Consider the following 25,538-nt stretch of genomic DNA (forward strand, 5'->3'; position numbering starts at 1 on the left):
CAGTTCTTGTTGGTTAGTTGTTTTCATTGCTGCATGACATTTAGTCACCCTGACGTTTTACTACTTTTCTGGAATTTTTTTGAAAACAACAAGACAGAAAGAATCTTGAAACTCAACATTAATCGGTCAACGATCTTTTACGATTATTGGCTCTCAATCTCACAGACCTCAAAATATTTTTTGTTTATCCACTCTAATGCTAATTCCGCTTCTTCTTTCAAGATAACACCTCGCTGGTTTTTATACTGAAAGTTCTCATTTGCCCATAACAATAGTATCTTTACATATTCTAACGTCTCAATTTCACATGTACTGTCCTTTTCATCTTCTTCTGCAAAAATATCTTCAAAAGTTGTAAAAGATTTGTCAGATTTTATTAAGTTCACATTCCCTCCACCTTCATATAACGTTATTTCCCCTTTCACTAATTCGATTAGGTTTCCGATTTCTTCCTGGATCGTGGCGAAATCTCCAAATATATCTGATCCCAATGAATTACTAACCAGATAACCGTTCTTTAACGATGAATCTATACTTAAGTCCACGATAACTTCGTTGAAATCTTCTTTATATTCAATGGCATACCTATATTTAATCATGTTCGTATCTCCAATCTTTTTATTACAATGGACAGGCGGATGTAATCATATCAATATAGCCCACAATAATTTATTCAGCACCTCTATTTGCTGTCCTGTCACCTTCTTTGGTTATTTTCTGCATACAAAAAAGCTCATTCCTCACAACGTTCAGGTGGGAAGAGCTTTCGGATTTTTATAACATCAATCGGGGTCATACGGCAACGTTTTTAGTGCTTTCATATCTTCCCAACGGTACACCCAATACTTGGACTATGAATACTATGGACATATAAGATAAACGAACTTTCGTTGTTCCTCCAAATGATTTATGATTCACAATCAGTGAGTTAAGAATGTAAACCCAATCTTTTTTTTACCATATCTAATAAATTATAAATCTCCGGTTTAGCTTCTGGGTGCTCCTCCACGTACTTCTCACTGTAAATCATCAAATAGTTATAAAATTCATCATGCTCCATCACTGCCATTACATCTTCATCGTATGCTGGAGGCTCTCCAATAAAACACACTTTCTGATCACCAATATACTCTTCCTCTTCTGGCATATGATAGGATGAAAATTGTACCTCCAGTGGACCTGAACCATATCCATGTCTCTCATGATCTCCGAAGTATGTTAAAGCTCTCGGAAAATCAATAATCCAGAAATAAGATTCGACTAATCTATCTATTTCAGCTTTTGTTGTCAAAATTTTGTACATCATATCTCTCCTCCGATATTAATTAAAAAGCAGGATAAAAGTTCTTTATGTTCCCTTTGTCATCTACGAACCCCACAAATTTCAGCCCATTTAGTTCTCCTTTAACTATTCCGTTTTTCACGTTTCCAGCCTGTATTTGTGGCTCTAATGCTGCTTTTCCCCAATTATACATTTTTTCATTAGAGATAATATTGGGATCATATACTGTTTTGGGATCGTTCACTCTCTTCCCAAGCACATTTCCATTTGAGTCCGTTATCGGTTCAAAAATACTTTTATCTGATTCACTTCGTTTCAAGGACGGAATTTGATACTCCACCTCGTAAATCCCCTCGACATTGTGCTTCTTGGGTTCACCTATAAAATAATCCTTTTTAACACTCAGCCCATACTTATTTGCGTCTTCTTGTAAGGTCTCATTAAATTTGTCCATATTATGACCACCTGATACTCCAGGTCTGCTACCTCTCTTAAATCCATCAACGTTTACTAGGTGAGCATATGGTCTTTGCAATTTTTCAGCATCACTTACATGTTCACTTATTATACTCTTAGATGCTTGCCCTTTACTCTCAGAACCCTTCTTTTGCTCATTCGCTTTCTTCGCTTCAGCCGCTTCCAAATTCTTTTTAATCTTTGCCACAGCTGGATGGGATGAAGGCAACCGAAAAGGCCCTTTGCCACCTGGCATACTCCCACGAACCATCTGAAATGCCATGAATAGCTGGCTGAACTTCAGTGAAGTTAACATCATCTGAGCATACTTATCAGATACAGGTTCACCTGTCATCGGATGAATGCCCATCTCAAACGCCTTGATCTGCATCGCATAGATATCTTCCCCAGGGGGTTTTACCTTTACAGCTTGCATGCGATTGATATCCATATGCCCCTGATCCCTCTCATAAGCTTGAAGAGCAGCCTGATCCGCAACACCCTCCTCATTGACAGGCGTCCACATTAACTTTCCAAACATATTAACTTGTGCCATTCGATAGCCCTTATCATTCGAACCTGTGTTACTTACCGAATTTTTCATCATCGCTGCCGCACCCACGGCCCCAATAGCACCGCCTAGACTCACCTGCTCAGCATCTGTATTCTCAAAACGCGTGGCAATATCCTTCAATTCCTTGGAGGTCTTCACCATACTCTCCAACGCTTTATCCAGTATAGGGCGTGACCGTTCAAACTCATAGAAAAATCGCTCCTGCGTTGCCCCCATCCACAATGTCTGAATAAACATGATCTGTCTTGTCAGATTCCCCCGTATACTCTCCATCTGTTGTCTGGCCTGATCCACCTGATTCGACACGTGATGTAGTTGCTCTGGGGTAACTTTAATTGTACTCATACATTTTCACCGCTCATCTGAAATATGATAAGACTATGTTAACAGAAGTTAGATGACAATTACATCCGGCTAACCTCCTGATTTCACTTCATGAACCCACGCTCAGAATAATCTTCATCCGTGCTTCGGTCCTAAGTTACTTTCAGATCCAACTATTGAGACTTAAAACGATAAAGCCAGTCCATCTATGGACCGGCTCGTTAATGTTTTGCCCCCTATAACCATGCAGGACCATATTACAATAGGTACTCTTTCATAATGTTTGGCTACAAGTCTATGAGTCACCATTGGTTATTATGCTAAAAAGACTATTCTTCAAACAGCTCAAAAATATATTGATAGGATTCTTCTATTGTTTTTTCATTATTGTAAACATCAGTAAGAGCCTCATTAACAGACATATCAAAATTATTGTATCCATCTGGAATAGGATATGTCTCTACAGCAGACCCATCTTGTACTTTATAAATCATTGATGCATCAAATTTTCCCTAAATATACTTCACAGCACTCCATTTAAACCACCAAAAATCCGCCCAAGGATATTAAAATATATCATGATAAAAGACAATGTTAGAGATATTGGGAGTACAATCAAAAGCTTAAGTGTTCTCTTAGGAACAATAAATAGTAAAGTAGTGACCATGATTAGATATATTCCCATAAGTATTGGATTCAAATAATAATGCTCGTGCTCGGGCAAGTACGCGTTTCGTAATTGATACCCTTCGGACATTAAAATAGTAATCGGAAGGGATAAAATTATACTAGATACAAATCCATTACCACGTGCATACCACATTACATAAGCACACACCGGAGATACGACTGCACAGATCCCCCAAAACACGATTTCTTTAATTGGAAAGAAATGCAACAAAAATACTGTATATAGATAATAAACAATCAGCAGCGACGAGAAAAAGAAGCATATCTTAACTGCTGCTAATTTAGGAGAATAACTAAAAACCGATAAAAGGGTTGCAACAAAAATCCAAATACCTAGACGTCCACCGATGTCATCAAATATGGGGTTAATCCCCTGAGTATCTACGAGTTTTGCCGCTAAACCCAAAATCCCTCCAATTACTATCACGTTCACAATCGAAAGAACTTTTTGTTTAGTGGTTGATTTATTTTCAATTTCAATTCTCTTCAATTTATTATGTATTTCCACTTTAAACCTCCTTTTTTTCATAATTCCTATATATTCTAACACAATCGATCTTTTTTATAATTTTGAAATATTCCCTTTTTATACAAAACAAAATACTCACTCCTACCAGTTGGGATCATACACTTCGCCATAAAAATCAATAACCCTGGTAACACATCTGCATTCAACACAGTGTCACCAAGGTTATTTTTAAATCTCATCCTGTGTCACTCACACACACACACAATGTCTGAATAAACATGATCTGCCTTATAAGATCCTCTCGTATATGATCTAATTGTTGTCTCGCCTGATCCACATGATTCGATACGTGATGTAACTGTTCAGGAGTCACATTAATGGTATTCATACATTTTCACCGCTCACCTAAGATAGGATAAGACTAAGTTAGCAGAAGTTTAATGGCAATTACATCCGGCTAACCTCCTGATTTCACTTCATTAATCCATGCTCAGGATACTTTTCATCCGTGCTACAGTCCCTTATGATCTCTCTGACCCCAAATATATGGAGATCCTGTAAAATGACAAAACCAGCCCTAAAATGGACTCGCTTACTAATTACCACACTTTTGAAAGATCATCAATTCATCTGGGTATTATGGATCAGGAATGAAGATTCATTTGATCTAATCAATCACATTTAACAAATGGTTAGGGGTAGTATATGCCTATATAAATGGAATATATTATAATTTTTATGTATATTATAGAATATTTTATTTTCAAGATATGTATTAGATCCTATCACAGCTAAGATATCAATGCGTATAAATGAGTTTTACATTTTGTCTGCAACACATAATCATTGGCAGGCATTCATTTTCATATACATTCCTACTTCATAGAGTTTTCTAGCCTGTAGAGTTCTGCCTCCTTTATTTCTGTTTTCAGTAAAGAAAAAGGGGAAGAACCATTTTCAAAAGAGAGGAGGGCAAGAGGCTTTAATCTGCAAGTAGGTCTATTTATCGTAACCGCATATTTTTGTAAAAGAATCCCCATAACAAGAAAGGTGGAATTTATTACTATGAGAAAATTGATTAGTTTAGCTCTTATTCTTGTTCTAGTGCTTTCATTAAATGTAGCTGCCTATGCAGACGGTGATGTGACTCAAGCCAAACCTATGACAAAGGAAGAAATTATTAATTCCAAAGAATTCCGTGAAGCTGTGAAAGCGGCTAAGGCTGAATTAAAATCGCAGAAGGCTGATAATGCGGGCGATCCAGTTCTGTTTGCGCCTGCTCCGAAAGTATCTCACATTAATGTATACGGTGTCGTATCTCCTAATGGCGGCCAAGAAATTTACGGCTTCAGTAACAACCCGCTCTCCACAACCAATGATCATGGTGGGGCTTGGATTCAGTGTATTACTTTCCAGATCGGTTATGACAGCAGTCACTACGGCACACTCGCCGGCAATACAATGACAAACAACTGGTCTGAAGCTATTGATCTGGACGGTAATCGTGTCGTAGATGCTTGGGCTCATTCTTGGGTTTATGAAGCGCCTAGTACAGGCGGACAATTTGTAGGTACGGTCTATTCCATTAATATTCCAACACAGTGGACCGCTTGGATTAATGTTCGTTAACAGGAAGGATGTAATATGAATATTGACGGAATTGGCTATCCTGGTTCTATCATGAGGAATACGGGAAGGAAGCCCAAAACCACATCAGCTTTGGCTACGAATCCAATTGCACCGAAATTTGATTGTGACAGCTCATTCTTCTGCTAACAATTATGTTAGTACATTTACTCAGGCGGCCTTGGAGAATGCATCTCAGGAAGTCTAGGATGTGTGGAACAAAGCAGAGGAAAAACAGTGGCTTCAATCCCTTAACCGATGCTGATAGTAAAATTGCAGGTTCCTCCTTGTTGGCTGGGTTGATGGACACGGATTTGCTTCTTAATCAGGCGCAGGGATATACATCCCTGCGCCTTTTCTCATTGTGACATTAAAGGGCGCGACTTTGTATAGGAACCCACCGTTACACAGCAGGCTACTTTCCCTCTGCTTGTATGAAAACAAACGTGCTCTCGTCAGATCTCTCTTCTGAAAAACCAAAATTCAACCGATCAAACCCTTTGACGTCATTCACATCTGTAATCTTATGCTCCGCCATATACCGTACCATCTCACCTCTAGCCATTTTGGCCCGGGTTGCCTTTTCAACAAGCTTCCCATCAACCATTTGTCCAAATACACAAGTGATAAAACGGGTCTCCTCGCTCAGAAAAGGGGTGATGTTCTTGCTATACTCTTTGGAAGCCAGATTCAGAATACAGTTGCTGTCCGCTTGAAGCTGATCTGCCAACTTGCTGCCCCAGAATTGATAGAGCGATTTGAAGCCTGGACCTTGCAGCTTGCCCTGCATCTCCAACCGATAAGGGGTAACCCCATCCAAAGGCCGCAACATGCCATATAAACCGGATAATATGCGTAAATGCTGTTGAAGATACGCCAGTTCCTCATTTTGAAAAACACTCGAAGCCATATATTGATACTGAATGCCCTCATAGGCATAGATGGCTGGCGTAAGATTTGCTTTTATATTCATATTCTGAATCCGCTCCACGTTCTGTTCGGCGATTGCATCGTTACACTTCCACATCGCTTTGAGTTCGTCTCTGCTCGCTAGCAATACTATCCGTGTCGATCTTCATTTTTTGGCAGGTGAAATAATAATCCTTACCATGCTGATTTATCCTTTAATCTACCGTTATATTTTTGACTTTTTCATTCTACCGCATGGTTTGATAATTCCAATTTTAAAGCCCATTTTTTTGTATCGTGGTGCTTCTCAAAAGAACTACAAAAAATGAACAAACCAGCCCACTAGCGGACTGGCTTATTCATCAAAATTAAAGAACGCATCATCAATTTATTATTGTTAGCAAATTAATATTTTTTTGTAATGTTTCAATTCTCTGCGGAGCGATTAAAACAAACCATTCAAAATATTCATTAGCTTAAAAACTTGGAAATCACCAAACAGGGAGCAATTCAAATTCTGTTTGTCTGTTCACTTAATTTCTTGCGAAGACCCTTCTACAATATCTATCATATAGACCTTATGCATGCCTAACTTTTCGGTAGTGGTAAGCTTGTATAATTCAGGTTTTTCTGTAGGTTCTAATACAGCCCACTGCCAATTGGATCCCGGCCCAGTGGTTAAAGCTATTATCTCTTCAGTGTCCAGATCTAATGGAATGGCTTTCTTTTCAGCTTTACCCGAAACATCTTTTACAATTAAATTAACCTGATTATTTCTCTGTGACATCTTGATTAATTCGATATTGTACTGGTACTTCTGATCAGATGTGTAACTGACCGGATCACTTTCTACTTGATCTGATTTCACCGTATTTTGTAATGCAGTTACAAAAGCCGGAGTACAGAACAACAGTATAAAGATGAACACTCCCCCCACAATCATGGTATTTACACTTAACTGAGAATTCCATTTCCTTATGAGAATTACAATAGAAATCATATTAACAATAAGAGAAGGTACTCCATAGAAAAGCATGATCGGCATACCAACCAAATCTAGTGATCTTTGAAAATTAGACGTCGCCCCAACTAAAAACCAAATAAATACTGATAAATTAATTAATGTAGTTGCAATCCATATAAATTTAATCCAAGTCGACACTCCTTCACCTCCACACCAGACATGAAGCTACATGCTATACTACCATCCCCAAGGTCTGACTATTCTGATACTTGTCCTCTGTATGTATTTGATGATGACTTGTTCCAATACTATTTACTTGGTTGCATGTCGTACATGTATCCTTAAATTTCTATATATATTACCTAAAAGAAGGGAATTCCCCGGAATTCCCCAATGATTAAAATCAGCGTTGATCTGCAATGAAACATAAAATTCCAAATAAACTCCAGTCGATTATTTTATGAAAAGTATTTCCCTGAATGTAAATCTTCTATTTCTTGAGAGAGTTTTTTAGTATGTGGCTTCATATAATTTTGTGCTTTTTTTAGAATATCCGTATGCCCACCAAGATTATATAATATTGTAGTAGATAACACTTGTACAATATAAAGACTTGTTTGAGTCGCCATCCATTCAAAAAAATTAAAGAACTTTTCAATTTGTTCTATGTCAGTATTTTCACGAAGCAATCCTTCAACATAAGTAGACACTTCATCTCCAAAAAACACATGTCCTAGAAACTCTTGATTAAAATCCAAGTGCTCTAAGTAACGATCGTGGAATGTAGGAAACAATCTCAAGAAATGATTTATTAAAATGTCACTTTCCATTCTTCAACCTCCTATTTTCCATTCAAAGCCTTTTTCAAATCACTATAAATCGCGTTTGCAAGAGCATAATCATTTTCATTTAAATTACCAGAAGCCATAATCTTCTGTAAATTTTTCAGTCTTTCTTTAGCTTTAACTATATGATCTGTCTGTCCTAGTGACAAACCATATTTAATTTGTTTCCTTACAAAATCAGCTGTACCTCCATTCCCTATATAACCTGGTTTCTCAGGTCTCCATAACTGGTTAATTACCTCTTTTAATTTTGGATTCTGAGCAGAGTCCTTTAGAAGTTCTCCAATATGACCCGTTTTTTTACTAGAAAGTAATGTGGAGAACTCAATGGCTCTCTCAATCTCTCTTCCTGAAGATGACACTAATTTATAAAACAGTTTTCCACTTTTTACAAACTTAGATATAGGTATAAAGTTAGCAGCAGCAAGAGTTTTGCTGAAAGTTGAAGCATTCGCATCACGGATTGTGTTAATGTCATCAATAACCATAAAGTTTGCTACGGCCATGGAAGCTTTTATAGAACCTGAATAAAACTCATTCCAGCAAGTCTTTATACCCACATTTGAGCAATGATTTACAATTTGTCGATTTGTATACCCTGTACCTGTTGGAAAAAGTTTATGCCCACTCGGGTCTACATATTTCAACGGATTATTACTCACATACGAATACAAATTCAAACTCAGCGGATCATTTAGTTCCCCTTCGTACGTGTCCTCACCGATGAAACGTGCCATGCCTGGATCATACCAGCGTGCTCGCAGATATTGCAGCCCTACAGTATCATCCCAATATTCTCCGGCATAGCGAAGCATATTCGGTACGGTTTCTTCCGTCGTTAACGGTCCACCCCAGATGTCATAGGTGTAACTGTTCAGCACTTTGCCTGCATCGTCCACGAGGCCAACGACATCGCCATGACCATTCAACTGGTAGTATTCCAGTTTACCTGTTTGCTTGTCCTGGCGAGCCCATAATTGCCCATACAGATCATAGATATAGGCATATGATAGCTCAGCTTTTCCAGACGTTACAGTGGCCTCAGCCATGAGTTTGGCTTCTTCATCGTAGTAATAACGAATCGTTTGGTCGCCTTCCGTACGTTCATACAACAGTCCATCTCCATTATAGCTGTAGGTTACCGTTTTGCCTTCACCCGTTGCTTTAATCAGACGATTCTGGCTGTCATACGTATACTGTGCATCCTTTAGACCGTATACCTTACCACTTCCGGTACTGTACCGGTTACCATTCGGGTCATAAGTATACGTTTCTTTTTGCGTGCCCGTTTCGGTCTGAATCCGGCTCAATTCATCGTATGTGTATTGATCGGTTTCCCCGTTCTGTGTACGGGACGTGATGTTTTTATTACCATCATATTCATAGGCGAACTGTTGCACCGCAGATGTCCCTTGAGAGATCGTGATTCCCGACAGGTCATAGCCATTGAACTGGTAGCTTGTGCTGAGGCCCTTGCCAAACGACAATTTCTCCAGCAAGCTATTGGACGCATAACTGAATGTCATACGATCCACAGGCGTCGTTCCCGATGCTGCGAGTGCAGAAGCCCCTCCTGAACCCGAGGTAATATCCATGGAGGTTACCCGATTCATGGCATCTACTTCGCCGTGAATGCGCAAGGATTGTCCTTTGGCATCCGTTAAGGTATACCCTAGACGTTGCTGAGTATTGTTTTCGTAATCAAGTCGTGTCCCATCCGGGAACGTCAGTCCGTTCAACATCCCATCTGCTGCTCGATAACTGTACGTGGTCTTTCCATGGTCATCGGTCATCGATGTTCTGCGGCCAATCTCGTCGTACGTATAGGATACATTCGTATCCGGTGCTTTCATACCTGTGAGCATGTTGTCACTGTTATACGTATACTCTGTTACTTTCCCAAGTCGATCCTGTTTTTTAATCAGATTACTTTTCTTATCGTAATATAACGTTGTCGCATACCCGGCTGGACTCGGATGCGTCTGTTTAATGAGTCTTCCCAATTCATCATACTGTTTGGTGACTGTTTGCGTATTCGGTGATACGATCTGTGTCACTTGGCCTTGATAGCTATAGAAGTAGCGACTTGTCTCTTGCTTCGGTGTGGTTACTGTTGTGATCTGTCCAAGCGCATCATACGTATAGGTCGTTCGTTGACCGTTACCATCGATAGATGCAATTACGTTACCATCGATATCATACTCGGTTTGTTGTAACGGAACATATGCACCATTCCGATATTCCTCCACCGCCGTCACTCGACCAAGTAAATCCTTCTTCTCCCGTGTTTGATTGTCAGCAGCATCCTTATAGGTCACCGTTTGGGCCACAGCATCAATGTTGGTTGTTCCGGTGGTCCCGTCTGGATACTTTGTCTCTATCGCTTGTCCAAACGCGTCGACTACAACTCTCGTAACATTGCCTTCAGCATCCTCAACAGCCGTAACATTACCTTCGCGGTCATAGGCGTATTTGTGCGTAGCCTCCGCCGTCTGCTCTTCTACCAAAAGACCTAACGGATTATACCGCTCGGTTGTGACAATGCCATCAGCCGATGTATTTGTAATGATGTTCTTAACATCATCATACGCCGTAGTTGATTTCGTACCATCAGCATAGACGATTTGTAGAAGTCGCCCTCTCTTATCATACTGATACGATTCCTGTTCCCCGGATGCATCGGTTGTCTTTTCCAGTTCACCAGCATTCGTATATTGATACGATTCCACGAGGGCTTCTGCTTTACCAGCAGCATCATTCACGGTTATGGATCTGGATTCCACCAAATGCCCTGCATTAGCCTGATAACTCAACGTCACTACGCTGTCTTTAGCTAAATAGCCGCCTTTATCTGTGGTGCTGATGACTCTTCCTTTATCATCCAGCTTCACTTCCGATTCAGTGAGCAACTGCCCGCCGTATCCATTTTTAGTTGTGCTCCGCAGAACGGAACCTTGGCTGTTATAGGTTGTTTCGGTGTATCTCTCCAAGGTACTATTAATCTTGCTGGTCGAACGAATAGGTTTGATCCAGTGATATGGAGCCTTACCCGTTTCATACGCATAGGTAGATTCTTGTCCTGTACTTTGTTTTTCGGACGTCACCATTCCATTGGCATCGTAGGTCATGGTCGTGGTTAGCTTCTCGCCTGCACGTCCACCCTCACTAACCCACTCCGTCATTTGAGTCGGAAGGTTTCGCTTCGTTTGACTGTCGTACTGGAACTCCGTGGAAAAAGTTACGTCATCTCCAGTTAACGTGTGCTTATCTGCGTGAACCAAACCTGGATGCGCTGCAGCGCTAAACATTTTGGAGAACGTCCAAGTATCTACAGTGTTCTCTGCTTTCACTTTCGTTGCCCATGTTGCGGATTGACCGTATGCTTCCAGGTCTTCTCCAGAATATTCAAAGTTAACCTTGTCCAGAACGCCTTCGCCTTCCGTTGTACTAAACTGGCTCTTGCGTTCTCTTACTTTGAATACGAAATGGGAGGAAGCTTCGCCGATCTGCTTCAGCGCCGGAATATAGGCATAATCCGTTATAGCCGATGAAGGGCTTGTAATACGCGATAACAGCGCTGTATGCATCACACCTTGAGCATTTTGGTTGCTTTGCAACTCAGGTAAAAAGTTGAATTTGGATTCCGGATAATAGTACGTATACGTCGTTGTGCGATCGAGAGCATCCGTGTATTCTCGCAAAATGCGAATGCCTTCGTCCTCGCGTTGCGTGTACGTTGCTTTCCGATCTGTTCCGGCAAGCTGTACAGTAACCTTCAGGTTGTCATAAGCAAATGTCAGCGCCTGACCTTCGCTGTTTTCAATTCGTGCAATAGCTTGGTTTCCGTTCAATGTCGTATAGTCAAAATTCACGGTATTGCGGTAGCCATCTGTAATTTGCAACAGCTCTCCGGCTTCATTAAATAGATAATCGTAGCCGTTACGGATGGATAGACGATAACTGCTTGATACGCCATTCACAGTCACAGTGGCATCTCGCTTAACGCTTAAGTCATTCCATACGTAACCTTCCAGTTCCAGATTTGCGTTTAAGCGGTAATAGCCCACGCCTGGAATCTGAATATACTGATGATCGCCACGCTTTTCCATGAAAGGAATGTCCCAACGCCAGCCTTGCCCCAATCCAGCAGAGAGTTCTTCCTTACGTGGCGTAACTATATTGGAATACGTTTGTGTCGTTTCGTCATATTGAACGCCGAGTTGTCCACTCGCTCTAGCACTGTCATAGACGCGTGTCAGATCAAACGGAATGAGTCCAGGCAGAGAAAGGTCAGTACTCTGAATCACCATTTCCCCTGTAGCAGTAGAGATCGATTCTGCTCCATAAGACGTCATATAAAGCGATGCATCATCCCGGATATCAACGTGATTTAGCCCAGTTTCATCCACGGTTGTTCCTGTACCTGGAGCATCCTCACCAAGAGCATTAATCGAGAATGTGTTTTGTTGTGATGATCCGGAAGGCCGTAGCCCCTCCATTTGGATCGGTTCGCTGATTTCTTGTGCTTCTAGCCATTTCTCAGCAGCCTCGCCGCCTGTGCGATCTGTCTGTAAAGCTTTATACAACTGGTACAGCGAGTAACCTTGATCTAGTTTTTTCTCAATCCAATCTTCCTTAATACCAAACTGCTCTTTTAAACTATGGATAGTAATGTAGGTAGCGGAAGGGAGGGAATCCCTACCTTCTGCCGCCGCTGCTGCTTGTCCTCTATATCCAAAAGAACCGAACCCACTAAGAACCAATATAACGCATAACCAAATGATCGTTAATTTCTTAAACACTCCATCACCTCAACCTAGATTTAGACAATCCTTAATTAAATGGGAAAATCTTTTTCGTTCGTTTCGTCAAATTTCCGTTGCGATCATACTCAAATACAATTTGATCTCCCGTAAATAGAACGACTTTAAGCAATTGATTGCCATAGCCGTATTCATAAGAGCTATCATTACGAATGTTCATTTCTGCTGCTTTGATGTCACCTTGAACCGGTTTTCCATCCTTTTCGCTTAGCTTCAGATAATAGGTCTGTCCACCCTGGAGTTCCCACTCCAGCACGGTATACTGTTCACCGTACACCTGCTCCTGCTCCACTGAAGCAGCTAATGGACTGCTCAGCTCCTTATCTGCATATAACTCAAGCCGAGGCTCGATCGAAAAGTCTCCTGACTCTTTGATCGCTATCCGGTACTTACCAGTTCCATAAGGGGTAAAACGATAGTACACATTGCCTTGCTGAAGGGTTGGAAGCACCGTTTCTACCCCCTCATACAAGGTCAGGAACTCCACATTCACTTCCTTGACCGTAAAGTGGCGATAAGGACCTACAAGATGCAGCGTTTGGGATGCCACATTATGCACCTGAATGTCAGAATGTCCAGGTACGAGTTGTCCTCCTGCCGCATTCTTTCCTTCCCTAACAACGACTTGTTTCTGATCCCGAATAACGTAATCATAGGCCACTCCTTCTGCTTGAGATGCAAGGAGCAATGCTGCATAGGATGATGTATTCGAGAACAACACCGTGTTATTTGGCGCCAAATCTCGCTTGATAAGTGCAGGCTCCTGACTTGAGATGGCTGTCACAGGAACGGCATATTGAATCGTTACAGGTTCCGAAGATACTACGGTGACGACAAGCGTTGCACCTGCTGGAATCTCCCATGTTGCATGACTTTTACCTTCCACGAAATACAATGCTTTATTGGATGTATCGTAGACCGTATAATCCACAACGGAAGTTACTCCTGCGATTCGTTCAATTTGAGCAGGTTTCGAACCCGGATTAGTAAATACTGCGCTCTGCCCTTGGTTAACAGTGATTTCCGATTCTGGTGAAGGGACTTGATCATCTTGTCCACGGAAAACGCGGTAAATCCCACCATACGTTATGGGTTGATCTGAGATGTTGGTAACGACAACTTTTTTACCACCCAAGACATACGCCTCGATCGCTGTTGCTGTTCTACTGCTTGACACTGTTCCATCTACGTTATAAATCGTGTAATCATACACCCGCCCAGCGCTGCTGGAAGCATCATTTCGGAGCCTTTCCGAATCCGAACTTGTATTGGTGAAGGCATAGCTTTCACCTTTGTTCAATGTCACGCGCAGATAAGCCGGTTCCTGGCTATCCACTACCGAGAAATCATCCGTGTATTCAAATAATACAGGTGTACTTCCCCCAACCGTAACGATGGCTTCACCACCGGCTGGTATTGTAGCGAGACTACCATTGTTATTGAACTTGTCACTATGTGCTCTACCGTCTGCTTTATACACCACGACATCATATAGAGCACCTACCGACTTGGCGTTACTCCGAATTGGGTTACTAAGTGAACCCCCATTATGGAATTTGACCGATTGGCCTGGTGACACGGTAATCTTACTTAGCGCTTCATTTGGTCGATCCTCTACATCAAAAATGGTGTAAATCGCACCTATAGTTACAGGTTGAGCAGATACACCTGTGACTACTGCTTTATTTCCATAAAAAACAACAGGTTCAACCGCTGTTGCTTTTCTTGTACTCCGTTCTGTGCCATCCGGATAATAGGTGACGTAATCAAATATCCGACCTTGGGTGGTGGAAGCATCACTGTCTAGATATTCCCGATCGGTGCTGTTATTCCAAAATGTCACGCTTTCTCCCTGTTTGAGTGTCACGCGATGGTATGCGGGTTCCATGCTTTCTTCAACCGAGAAATCATCTGTGTAACTAAACTCAATGGGGACTTGCCCAGCTACCGTCACAATCGCATACCCTTGTGAGCGAATGATCGGATTGGTATTTTTGTTAAAACCATCCGAATGAACGACGTTTTCTGCTGTATACAGGACGTAATCAAAAACGGCTCCATTGGTACTGCTGGCATTGTTTTTTATCGGATTGGCCAACGAACCATTATTACTGAAAATCATAGATTCTCCAGGATATACAGTAATTCGAGTAATCGCATCACCACCTGCTTTTTGGACATCAAATGTCCGATAGGGTACACCATATGTTACAGGCGTTGCTGTAACCAAGGTTACAACAGCGGTTCTTCCTGCTGCTACAGTAGGCTTAGTGGATGTATTCGTCCCTGTAGAACTTTCTGTTCCATTTGGAAGATAAACGACATAGTCATGCTTATCTTTGGTGGAACCATCACTTTGGAGCGCATCTGATTTGGAACTGATGTTGGTGAACTGGTAGCTCTCGCCCTGTTGTAGAGTCGTACGCGTATAGGCTGGCTCATCACTCCATTCACCGGTATATACTTCGTACGGAAGTCCAACGGTGACAGGCTGTGCTCCGGCCCCCGTAAAGATGATCTCGTTCCCTCCCCCTAAGTATGGTTTGCCGGTTGATTCAAAATTCGAACTAGAAAGGCTTCCATCTTCATTGTAGTTTGCATAGTCATATCTCCGGTCTTGAGTTGTGGAGGTATCCGCACTAACAGCTCTCGTTTGTGTTCCTTCATTGACGAACCGATAGCTCTCACCTTTGGACAAGGTCGCTCTATGTAAGGCAGGATTCGCAGATACACTATAAGTAAATTCAGAAGGTATTGTTACTGTAAATGCATTGCTCCCACTTGAAGTCACGACAGCGGTGTATCCCGCTCCTACGGATAAGCTACTAGTCGAATTCATGTTATCCGTTGAAATACTTCCATCTGCTTTATAAACGGCATAATCATAGGAACTGCTTCTCGATGTTGCCGCATCTGTCTTCAAGGATCGTAAGCGGGTTCCATTATTAATGAATCTATAAGAATCACCAGGATACATGACTATAACTTGCTCTTGGGCTAATGCCATAGATTGAGGAGAGAAGAAATTTTCTTCATAGGTATCCTCCGTCACTGTCGGTACACCTTCCACATCTTCTATATCTTCGTCTACACCTTCTGGTTCTTCATGGACGTCCGGATCAATACCATCCAGATCCTCGTCGTCTGTTAAAGCTGTATCCTCCATAGAAACATCGACATTCTCGGTGCTACTTTCAGTTGTTATTATGGCATCCGATTGATCCGAAAGAGCATAACCGCTAGTTGGGTACATGGTTCCAATCAACAACAAAGCCATCAGAAAGACAATAAAACCTTTTCTTAAACTCATGAAATTCATATTCCTCCTTTATATTTTTTCTCCATTTACTTCCTCATCAGTGGTATAAATGGAGCCTAATAAATCATTATCGTCATTTTCCTTATTTTAGGACATAGTTAATTAGTCCCTACTTTCAGGGACTTTTTTCCTTTCCCCTTTCAGATAACAATGAATATAACCTGTAATTATCTTGATTCATTCGAAATAGAATGAAAGATTGGACGAAGTTGAAATGTTATTTCATTTGAAGTTAAATGTCTTCCTATTTGGACAAGGATTTAGATTTATTACCTGAAAAATAAAAAAGCCGCCAGTTGGCGACTTTTGAGTAAATAAATAGTTATCATTCTGGTGTATGATCAGAGGAAATCTGGCTACTGTCCCACTAAATATATAAATACATAATTGCTCTCATCCGACTTCTCTTCTGAGAAAACAAAACCTAACCGATCAAAGCTTCTAACATCCTTCACATCTGTAATTTTCCGTTCTGCCATATACCGTACCATTTCACCTCTAGCCATTTTGGCCCGGGTTGCCTTTTCAACAAGCTTCCCCTCGACCATTTGTCCAAATACACAAGTGATAAATCGGGTTTCCTCATTCAGAAAAGGGGTGATGTTCTTGCTATACTCTTTGGAAGCCAGATTAAGAATACAGTTGCTGTCCGCTTGAAGCTGATCTGCCAACTTGCTGCCCCAGAATTGATAGAGCGATTTGAAACCTGGACCTTGCAGCTTGCCCTGCATCTCCAACCGATAAGGGGTAACCCCATCCAAAGGGCGTAACATGCCATAAAAACCGGATAGTATGCGTAAATGCTGCTCCAGATACGCCAGTTCCTCATTTTGAAAAACACTCGGAGCCATATATTGATACTGAATGCCCTCATAGGCATAGATGGCTGGTGTAAGATTTGCTTTTATATTCATATTCCGAATCCGCTCCACGTTCTGTTCGGCGATTGCATCGTTACACTTCCACAACGTTTTGAGTTCGTCATAGGATAACTTTTGAAGCAGACTTAATAAATGTTCTGACTCATTTATAAAATGCGGCATCTGCGCGATAGCCATAAGATCGGTATCAATCTTCATCTTTTTAGCTGGTGATATGATAATTCTCATCATGCTGATCCATCCTTAATCTACCGTTGTTATTGTCGTTACTCATTGTACAGGATCGGCTAGGTAAATCCAATGTCAAGGCTTAACTAACCTTTGAAAAGACTCAAAAAAATGAACAAGTCAGCCCACGATTGGACCGGCTTGTTCATTAGAGTTCAACACATTAAATTGGTGAGAAAGCAAGGCATGCATTTCAAATCATTAATTAGGGAGATACGCTCCCCGCGCCGCTATTTTGCTCTGTTTTTGTAGTCGGCAATTGAATCATTGGCGTGTTTGATCCACTCACATATGGGAGTGCTCCATCCCATTTCTTGATTGTTTCATATTCAACGAGTTGACTTGTTAATGATTGCTGAAGCTCTTTATTTGCTTTAGCTTGACCTTCTGCTTCGATTAATAGTTTGTCTGCATTACCCTGTGCTTCCACACGCTTACGATCTGCTTCTTTCTTGGCGATCTCCAGTTCAGTCGTTTTACGTTCCAGTTCTTGAGAAGCTTCAACACGCTTATCGATTGCTTCCTGAGTCTTGGCGTCAGGCTGAGGAACACCTACGGTAACGTTGGATACAATAAAGCCTAACTCTTTAACATCATCAGAAAAACGTTGTTCGACGTCTAAGCCTGCTTCGGATGACTTTTCACCATAAACATCAATGACTGTAAACTTGGAAATACCTTTACGAGCTGCATCACGGAAACGTGTTTTGAGATATGTATCCTCAATTTCTTGAATGCTAATTGGCCCAAATGTATTGAATATAGAAGATACTTTACTAGGTTCTACTTGATAGTTGTAAGCAAAATCGATTGTGATGTTTTTCCCGTCAGAAGTAGCAATCTGAATATCTCTGTATTCCACCGTTTGAATTCGGATAGGATATTTCGTCACTTTATCGAATGCTCCAACGAGTTTCCACCCTTGACTCAGTGTACTATCTTTTACGCCTCCATTTGGTGAATACACGACCCCAACATATCCATTAGGAATTCGTGTTAAAAAGAAGGTCACCAGTAATACTCCCACAATAATAACGGATGCAACCGCAATCGCCCCTACTCTAAACGTCTTTGAATTTTTCATCACCATTCTCCTCTTGTTTGAATTTATTGTATTTCTTCAAAATTCTACTACCTATTTTATTGAATAGTGGGAACATTAATGACCAGAGAATAAATGCTAGGATAAAAATTAAAATGATTCCCCCAATAAACGGCATATTCGTCCTCCCCTCTATGGATGTAATCGAGCACAAACCTCATCTGCACGAAGGAATCCGCATCGTTCATTTAAACTTCTTCTACATCTGTCTAAATGTTACTTCTCCGTTCATCCAAATCTACACCTAACAAATGATATCCTCCTTTATATATACTTTGTAAATTCGATTCGGTTTCAAGGATATCCAGTGCCGCTTCTTGTAGCCCTATGCGATCCGGCTTGATATTTACGGCTTGTGAGCATCCCAAGATCGAGCTACTATGAGGTAAAGTAGTGAAGAAAATGGTGAGAATGGACGTCCAGTACCCGGTTATTCCTGTCAAGAAAGTGGCGTTCGTGTAGCCAGTACTGCCCTACTGTCACCAAAAAAAGCCATCAAATTGTTTGATGGCTTTTTCGAATGTGTAACCTATGCGAACCAAATCTAAGACTTATTTCATAGGAATTGGTATTCCATAGCCTCCTCATAACGATATCTACATCGTTTCATGTATCTTCTTCCCAAGTCATAAGTACGTATATTTAAAAATAAATACGAGGACAGATAACAAAATAGGAATGAGCCAACCGAAGGAACTTACTAAGGAGGCATTAATCTTCTTATCCTCCACATCTCTTTTAGGAAGATCAAATAAGGTAAATAGCCATTTACAAATAAAGAATACGATAAGAGATGCACAGCCTGTCATCAGCATAACACTTTTTTCTGGGCCTTCAGGTTGTGTAATACCTTCCAGCATATCTCCTCCAATAATATATGAGTTAATCACAAAGGATGAGTTCGTTATTATATGAACGATAATACCTGGGTAAATAGATCCCGATTTTATTACCAGTAAAGAAGAAACTAAGGCAGATCCGAATAATTCGACTAGTCGATAGGGATTATCATGAAACAGAGCAAATAAAAATGAACTTATTACAGCTGCTAGTAAGAGTCCCCGCTTTTCATAACCAGTAATGAGAGCACCTCGAAACAGTAACTCCTCACATATAGGTGGAATGATGCCAATACTCAACAGAAGGATACCAAAAGAAAATAGTGAATTGGCAACAGGGTAATGTGAAGTCTCATAGGAACCTCCAAGAAATAAGGAGAATACTTGGGTTACCTGATGAAAAAACAATAAAATAATTTGGCTCAACGCAAAAATAACCAAAGATAATACGATATTTTTCAATGAGACCTTATGTAACCTAAATACCTTTCGGAAGTTTAATTTTTGATATCTGCACCAAATGATGGCGGGCAGCACGTTTAATACGATCTGCCCTACCGATACATATCCAAGAAACAACATGAGATTCTCGTGATGCTCGTTCCCATTCAGGCTCATCCATCCCGACAGCATAATACCAGTGACATAGGATACAAAAAAAATCCAGCCTGCGCTTTTCATTGTTAGTTTGTTAATCATAGCGCTTCCCCTAACCTCTAGTAGTATTTCATCCTCCCTGCTGAAGGGGTTCTGACAGTTCTTTAGCGATTTGACCTCTGGACCCCTTGGAAGTAACAAAATAACTACATATTAAAACAACAAGTATTCCTGTAACCAACGGTACAAAATACCACTCAGTTCCTTCTAGTACAATTCCATAGATCCACAGTCCGAAAGGAGCAGCGATGTCGGTCATTGCGTTGGCGATCCCCCACACCCTACCACGATAACTTTTATCAATACGGAACTGGAAATAGGTATACAGCGGAATTTGGACAAACATTTGGAGCCCACCAAGTAAGAAAACGAGCACACTATACACAGACACGATAATCCAATCATTGAGGTCCTGTAATACGGAAAGGGAAGAATAAGCCCAGCCAGCAATTAGTATTCCCTGCAATATCAAATAGCTGAAAAATCTTTGCATGAAATGACTCGTATCGTTTCTACGCATAATGATAGCTGCACCTAATGTCATTCCCAAAGCCCATGCGGCTTGGATAATGGACAATCCGATAGCTGTCAAGCCAATGACTTGATATACGATATAGGGCATGACTAACACCATCATAGGATACAGAATAAAATTGAGAACAGCAGCAGTTCGTAAAAAAAAGTAAAGTAATACGTAGGAACGAATGTAAGTTATCGCGTGTTTAAAGTCCGTAACCTGATTTTTATTGATTTTTAGTGTATCAGAGATCTCTGAGTCGGGATTAGTAAGAAAAAGCAATAGAATAGCGGAAATCCCATATGATACAGCACTCCATATTAAGATAAACATTAATCCCAAATGTTCATAAAAAAGAGCTGCTAATAATGGACCAACAATCATTGAGATCGCTCCGATAGAATGAAACATACCATTGGCTTTATTTGCCTGATTCTCATTTAGAAGTTCCGGAATAGATGCATGTGTACTGACTCTAAGAAGACTAGAGAAGATATTTAGCAGAACGCTCCCAAAAAATGTGAAAGACCAATTTAACTCCCCTCTCCAAAGGAATACAATTAGCATACCTAACACAAGCGCATTTAATATTTCGGCTGAAACAATGAGATTTCTTTTATTCAAACGATCTGCTAGATTACCAGATACCATATTCCCAAAGGTTCTAGCCAGTAAAGAAAAACCAAGTATCAATGAATAAGAGAAAGCAGATTCTGTTGTATCGAGCACAAATAAACTGAGAGCAAAGGTAAACATCATGTTACCTATTTCTGATACAACCCTACTGAAAAGCAGAACCGACAAGTTATACTTTGCTCTCGTCATCGGGCACCTGTAGACATGTAGCTCTTCTCATGAATCAGGCTATGAATTTCATTCTTCAGATCCTCTGCTTTTATATCCAATGGAACTGTTAATGATAAGCGATAATATTCGTTCGTATAACTGACATCAAATGACACCGACGCCGTTCCGAAAATTTGATTTGCATGATGAATATCTGTCTCTTGTTTAACAAGTTTATTAACTGTTCTAAGACCATTTAATTTGTCGTTATCTACTTTCCCATGATAGTTGAACCATATTCCCGAATGGTTTGTTGGATTAATCAAGTCAGCAATGTTTGAACTATGATATTTTTCATTATCTCCGTATAGAAAAGCTGTGAAATTGATATTTTGTTTAGACATGGTTTTGAGAAGATTGCGGATTTCACTATTATAATTTCTTACTTCATCCTGAAGGACATAGGGCAAGATATCGATAAAAACCCCGACCATATCATAATATGAAAAATGCTCATACCGACGACCGTAATTAAACAGTAGCAACGGAATTTCACGGTCCTGAATACCAAGCCATTCATAACCAAACTTTTGAATCAGGCGAAGGGATATATCAAAGAAAAACTCAGATGAGTTGTCCTTTTCGTTAGGCATAAGAGGTACTTCAATGTTTAAGTTTCTAAGAACCCCATCTGTATGCTGATCAAGCCACGTTTTTAGTTTCTTAGAGGCTTGATCAAAGCTATTTAAAGAAAAGACATCAATAATGTGTTGCTCTGGAACAACAGGACCTTTTAGAATTTGCTCAACATAATCCTTATAATGCATTTTTCTTTCAGTAGGGTATGTTCTTTCAAATTCCTTAAATTCTAGTCGTTCTGTTAGCACTTTCTGAATGTAATCACCACTCATTTCATCATAAATTGCATGGTGACAAGCCAATATTATTAGGTATTCTCTCTCATTCATTCTTACTACACCGATACGAAATAATTTCCCTTCAGTCAGTGCATAGTTATCATAGAAGAGTCGGGAATTCAATATGTGCAGTATATGGTTTTGCTCTTCTGGATTATACATTCTGAGATCTACCAAAGGAATACTCAAATGAGAAGGAAGCATGTGTTCATTCCATTCAAAAGTGTTGTTTACATGCTTAAGGCTACAGTGAAGAAGAACTTCATTTTTAATCATGAATCCCAATTCATCCTGAATATCCTCTTCTTCTAGAATGGTGTCCGCAGTCAGTATAACTCCAGAATATGCGTTGGATATTTCTAGAAAAGCTCTCTGCATAGGAGACACATCAAACCGTCCTATAATCGGGTTTTGAGTAATTTCTTTGGACAAACGATCATTTTGCTTCATAATATAATCTAGAATTCCGAGTATTTCCTTTTCGAGATTAGGACGGAAAGTTTTACAACCCCACTGAACCTGATTCTCTGATCGCACAATATAATGAGGATATACTTCTTTCACGTAATTTTGTTTAACAAAAGAAAGCATAGACTCAACTTGTCCTTCATTTCTACCGTCTACAACCCACATTTTTTTATAATCGCCATGTATATATAGGCTCTTCTCCTCGGGTTGTATTTTAAATTGCTGAAACAATTCGGGAAGGAACAATTTCATCTGTCTTTTGGTTTCTTTCTCTTCAAGGTTAAGGTCCATCCATCTCTGTGATAAACGACGAATAGTCTGGTATTGAAATATGTCATGCAGTTTTAGCAGGATGTCTCTTTTTTCGAGCTCCAGCTTCAGCTGAAGCGCTTTGAGTGAATCACCGCCCCATTCAAAAAAGGAGTGGTTCATGCCAGGAGATTTCCCTCCTAACACCACAGTCCAAGCATCAGAAATTTGCTGTTCAAAATGATTCTGTGGCCCATCAGAGTCTTTCTCTGCACTAAGCTCCAGCTTAGGGGCGGGAAGCCGATTCATAGCAATCTTCCCGTTAGCCATTAGCGGAAATTGATCTAGATTGATAATTACTTGTGGTAACATATAACTGGGTAATAAAGAAGATAAGTGTTTTTTTAGTTTATCATGAGAAACATCATCGCTACTTGTATAGTATAGAGTTAATAGCTGCTGATTCTCATTCAAGATAACCACTTTGACAAGCGCTGCCGTGACATATTCATACTTTAATACCGCTTGTTCAATATCTCCCGGCTCAATCCGATAACCATTGTATTTAATTTGAAAATCAGCGCGCCCTAAAAACTCTACTACTCCATCAGGAACCCAACGCGCTAAATCACCGGTTTCGTAAAGAATTGCTCCTTCGAGATCAGGATGACGAATAAACCGTTCTTTGGTCAGCTCCGGAAGCTTCAAGTACCCTCTCCCCACATTAAATCCAGCAACGTAAAGGTTACCAGGAGCACCTTCCGGTCTGAATTCTAAATTCTTGTCTAAAATATAAACACTTTGATTCATCAGAGGTTTCCCGATAGGGACAATTGTTGGAATGTCCGTCATCTCCCTAGGAGAAATGATATGCGCAGTTGTATCCACACAACATTCCGTAGGACCATAAACATTGATAACTAATGGAGCTTCGTCTGGGAATGCTTCTGCGAACTCACTCACAACGTTATAGGGAAGCGCCTCTCCTCCAATAATCAACTGACTAATCTTTATTTTCTTATCCTTATGTTGTTGACTGGCAACTGTCAGCATTCGAAGATGCATAGGAGTCCCATCTGAAATATCGATTTGGTGATCGATATAAAAATCAAGCAAAGCTTCTCCATCCAACCGAGTATTTTCTGGCACAATGTATAAAGAATTGGTTAGCAATAAAGAGGGAAAAATCTGTTGGACTGAGGCATCGAAATAAAATGGTGCTACACAAGCAACCCTCTGGCCCGGAATATTATATATTCCTTGAGCCGTTAGACCTTCGATTAAGTTGATGACATTTCTATGCTCAATCATGGTGCCTTTGGGTTTTCCAGTAGAGCCTGATGTGTATATTACATAAGCTAGATCGTTAGGTTGAATTTCAGGAAATGAGGTACTGTCTGCCGCAGCAAGAGGTTGGTTTAGATTAATGACCTCACTGCGCTCTACTCCCTGAATAGATTGACCTGTAATGATCATTTTAGATATTCCTGCATTATTTAAAATTTCCTTCACTCTAAGTTCAGGCCACGTAGGATCTAGCGGCAAGTAGGCGCAGCCAGCCTTTAAGATACCGAAGATACCAGCAATCGTCTGTTCGGATCGATCTGCTTCCAAACCGATAATTTCACCCTTGACTACACCACTTTTTAATAAGTGACTGGCAATTTGATCAGATCGTTTATCTAATTCCATAAAAGTAAGCTCTCCATCGGGTGACCAGACGGCTATGCGGTATGGAGCGATAGATACACTTTTTTTCAACAATGTGATCAGATTGCATTCCAATGTGGTTACATGATGATAATCTGGACTGGATTGCTCCTTTAATTTTAGTAGTTCTTGTGCACTGATGAACTGTGTATCTTTGATCAACATAGAGGGTGAAGATAGGAATTGTTCTAGCGCATTTGACCAGCAGTTTAGAAAGCTTTCCATAACAAAGGATTGATACATGGTTGAATCATAATGAATCTCGATCTCAATATTTGATTCTTCTTCAGTGAATAAAAATTTCGGGTATTCATTCAGTATACTTATTTCATCAAAAGAGCTATGCAGCCCCTGAAAGCCCGCACAAAAAATGACACTATCTGTACCCGTCGGTACAACATAGTCTGCTTCCCATAGTTCTTCCACTGGATAATCCTGATGTTCATAACAAGTCAGAAGTTTATCTCTTGTTTTCTTTACATAATCAGAAAATGTAGTTTCATTTTCCATTTCCACAAAAAGAGGAATCATTTTACCGAACGTAGTTTCCGTTTTTAGTTTTTGGAGTAATGGACTAATGGATACGCTCTTCTGAACATCCCAAAAGTATTCTGCGGTTATCTGTAGTCCGGACAACAGTAGGCTGTACATTAATAACGGGTCATTTCTTCCCAATCGATGAAGCATACCATTGACATCATCGGATAAAGAAAGATGCAGAACGACTGGATTACCAGTCGTTCCACTTTCCATATTTCTTAAACTCCTGTCGATACTGGCAAGTTCATTCTGCCAAAATAGCTTCATTTCTTTGAAGCGATCAGAATTGACAATTATAGATTTCTCAAGTTGATTAAACACACCATCACACTCCCTGGTTATTGCAGATAAAAGCCGTATTAT

At 40.4% G+C, this 25,538-nt stretch carries 16 protein-coding genes; 1 reads left to right on the forward strand and 15 read right to left on the reverse strand.

Annotated features, from left to right (window positions below; all coding sequences use genetic code 11):
• Nucleotides 1–143 precede the first annotated feature (143 nt).
• The 5 genes from M1D71_RS19020 to M1D71_RS19040 form a co-directional block, all read right to left on the reverse strand.
• Nucleotides 144–599 carry a hypothetical protein gene (locus M1D71_RS19020; protein ID WP_458123220.1) on the reverse strand — a complete coding sequence of 152 codons (456 nt, stop codon included), beginning with the start codon at nt 597–599 and terminating at the stop codon, nt 144–146.
• Nucleotides 600–928: 329 nt separating this feature from the next.
• Complete coding sequence (gene cdiI / locus M1D71_RS19025) at nt 929–1,306, reverse strand: ribonuclease toxin immunity protein CdiI (RefSeq protein WP_458123221.1); 378 nt, start codon at nt 1,304–1,306, stop codon at nt 929–931.
• A gap of 19 nt (nt 1,307–1,325) precedes the next feature.
• Nucleotides 1,326–2,657 (reverse strand): WXG100 family type VII secretion target, encoded by a 1,332-nt coding sequence (locus M1D71_RS19030; RefSeq protein ID WP_458123222.1) that lies wholly within the window; start codon nt 2,655–2,657, stop codon nt 1,326–1,328.
• Nucleotides 2,658–2,965: 308 nt separating this feature from the next.
• Nucleotides 2,966–3,130, reverse strand: coding sequence for a hypothetical protein (locus M1D71_RS19035; protein WP_458123223.1), 165 nt, complete (start codon nt 3,128–3,130; stop codon nt 2,966–2,968).
• Between the two features lie 29 nt (nt 3,131–3,159).
• Nucleotides 3,160–3,834, reverse strand: a complete 675-nt coding sequence (locus M1D71_RS19040; RefSeq protein ID WP_458123224.1) for a hypothetical protein — start codon at nt 3,832–3,834, stop codon at nt 3,160–3,162.
• Between the two features lie 1,026 nt (nt 3,835–4,860).
• Between M1D71_RS19040 and M1D71_RS19045 the strand changes: the two genes are divergently transcribed.
• Complete coding sequence (locus M1D71_RS19045) at nt 4,861–5,424, forward strand: DUF4879 domain-containing protein (RefSeq protein ID WP_458123225.1); 564 nt, start codon at nt 4,861–4,863, stop codon at nt 5,422–5,424.
• Between the two features lie 412 nt (nt 5,425–5,836).
• On the opposite strand, the gene yaaA (M1D71_RS19050) is transcribed toward M1D71_RS19045, so the two are convergent.
• From yaaA (M1D71_RS19050) to M1D71_RS19095, 10 genes are all read right to left on the reverse strand, one after another.
• Nucleotides 5,837–6,448: a peroxide stress protein YaaA gene (yaaA, locus tag M1D71_RS19050; RefSeq protein WP_458127296.1), complete on the reverse strand. Its 612-nt coding sequence runs from the start codon at nt 6,446–6,448 to the stop codon at nt 5,837–5,839.
• A gap of 411 nt (nt 6,449–6,859) precedes the next feature.
• Nucleotides 6,860–7,492: a hypothetical protein gene (locus M1D71_RS19055; protein ID WP_458123226.1), complete on the reverse strand. Its 633-nt coding sequence runs from the start codon at nt 7,490–7,492 to the stop codon at nt 6,860–6,862.
• Between the two features lie 260 nt (nt 7,493–7,752).
• A complete protein-coding gene (locus M1D71_RS19060) occupies nt 7,753–8,124 on the reverse strand; it encodes a DUF7674 family protein (RefSeq protein WP_458123227.1) in 372 nt (123 codons plus the stop codon).
• A gap of 11 nt (nt 8,125–8,135) precedes the next feature.
• A complete protein-coding gene (locus M1D71_RS19065; RefSeq protein WP_458123228.1) occupies nt 8,136–12,941 on the reverse strand; it encodes an RHS repeat-associated core domain-containing protein in 4,806 nt (1,601 codons plus the stop codon).
• 31 nt (nt 12,942–12,972) lie between these two features.
• Entirely contained in the window at nt 12,973–16,272 is a 3,300-nt protein-coding gene (locus tag M1D71_RS19070; RefSeq protein ID WP_458123229.1) for a hypothetical protein, read from the reverse strand.
• Between the two features lie 365 nt (nt 16,273–16,637).
• The gene (gene yaaA / locus M1D71_RS19075) at nt 16,638–17,393 is read right to left on the reverse strand and encodes a peroxide stress protein YaaA (protein ID WP_458123230.1); all 756 of its coding nucleotides are present in this window, start codon (nt 17,391–17,393) and stop codon (nt 16,638–16,640) included.
• A 202-nt stretch (nt 17,394–17,595) separates the two neighbouring features.
• Nucleotides 17,596–18,474, reverse strand: a complete 879-nt coding sequence (locus tag M1D71_RS19080) for an SPFH domain-containing protein (protein WP_458123231.1) — start codon at nt 18,472–18,474, stop codon at nt 17,596–17,598.
• A gap of 644 nt (nt 18,475–19,118) precedes the next feature.
• Nucleotides 19,119–20,030 (reverse strand): CPBP family glutamic-type intramembrane protease, encoded by a 912-nt coding sequence (locus M1D71_RS19085; protein ID WP_458123232.1) that lies wholly within the window; start codon nt 20,028–20,030, stop codon nt 19,119–19,121.
• A 28-nt stretch (nt 20,031–20,058) separates the two neighbouring features.
• Nucleotides 20,059–21,330 (reverse strand): MFS transporter, encoded by a 1,272-nt coding sequence (locus M1D71_RS19090; RefSeq protein WP_458123233.1) that lies wholly within the window; start codon nt 21,328–21,330, stop codon nt 20,059–20,061.
• Entirely contained in the window at nt 21,327–25,496 is a 4,170-nt protein-coding gene (locus tag M1D71_RS19095) for an amino acid adenylation domain-containing protein (protein WP_458123234.1), read from the reverse strand. Before M1D71_RS19095 ends, M1D71_RS19090 begins: the two co-directional genes overlap by 4 nt.
• Nucleotides 25,497–25,538: the final 42 nt, after the last annotated feature.

The organism is Paenibacillus sp. Z3-2, from assembly GCF_054161325.1.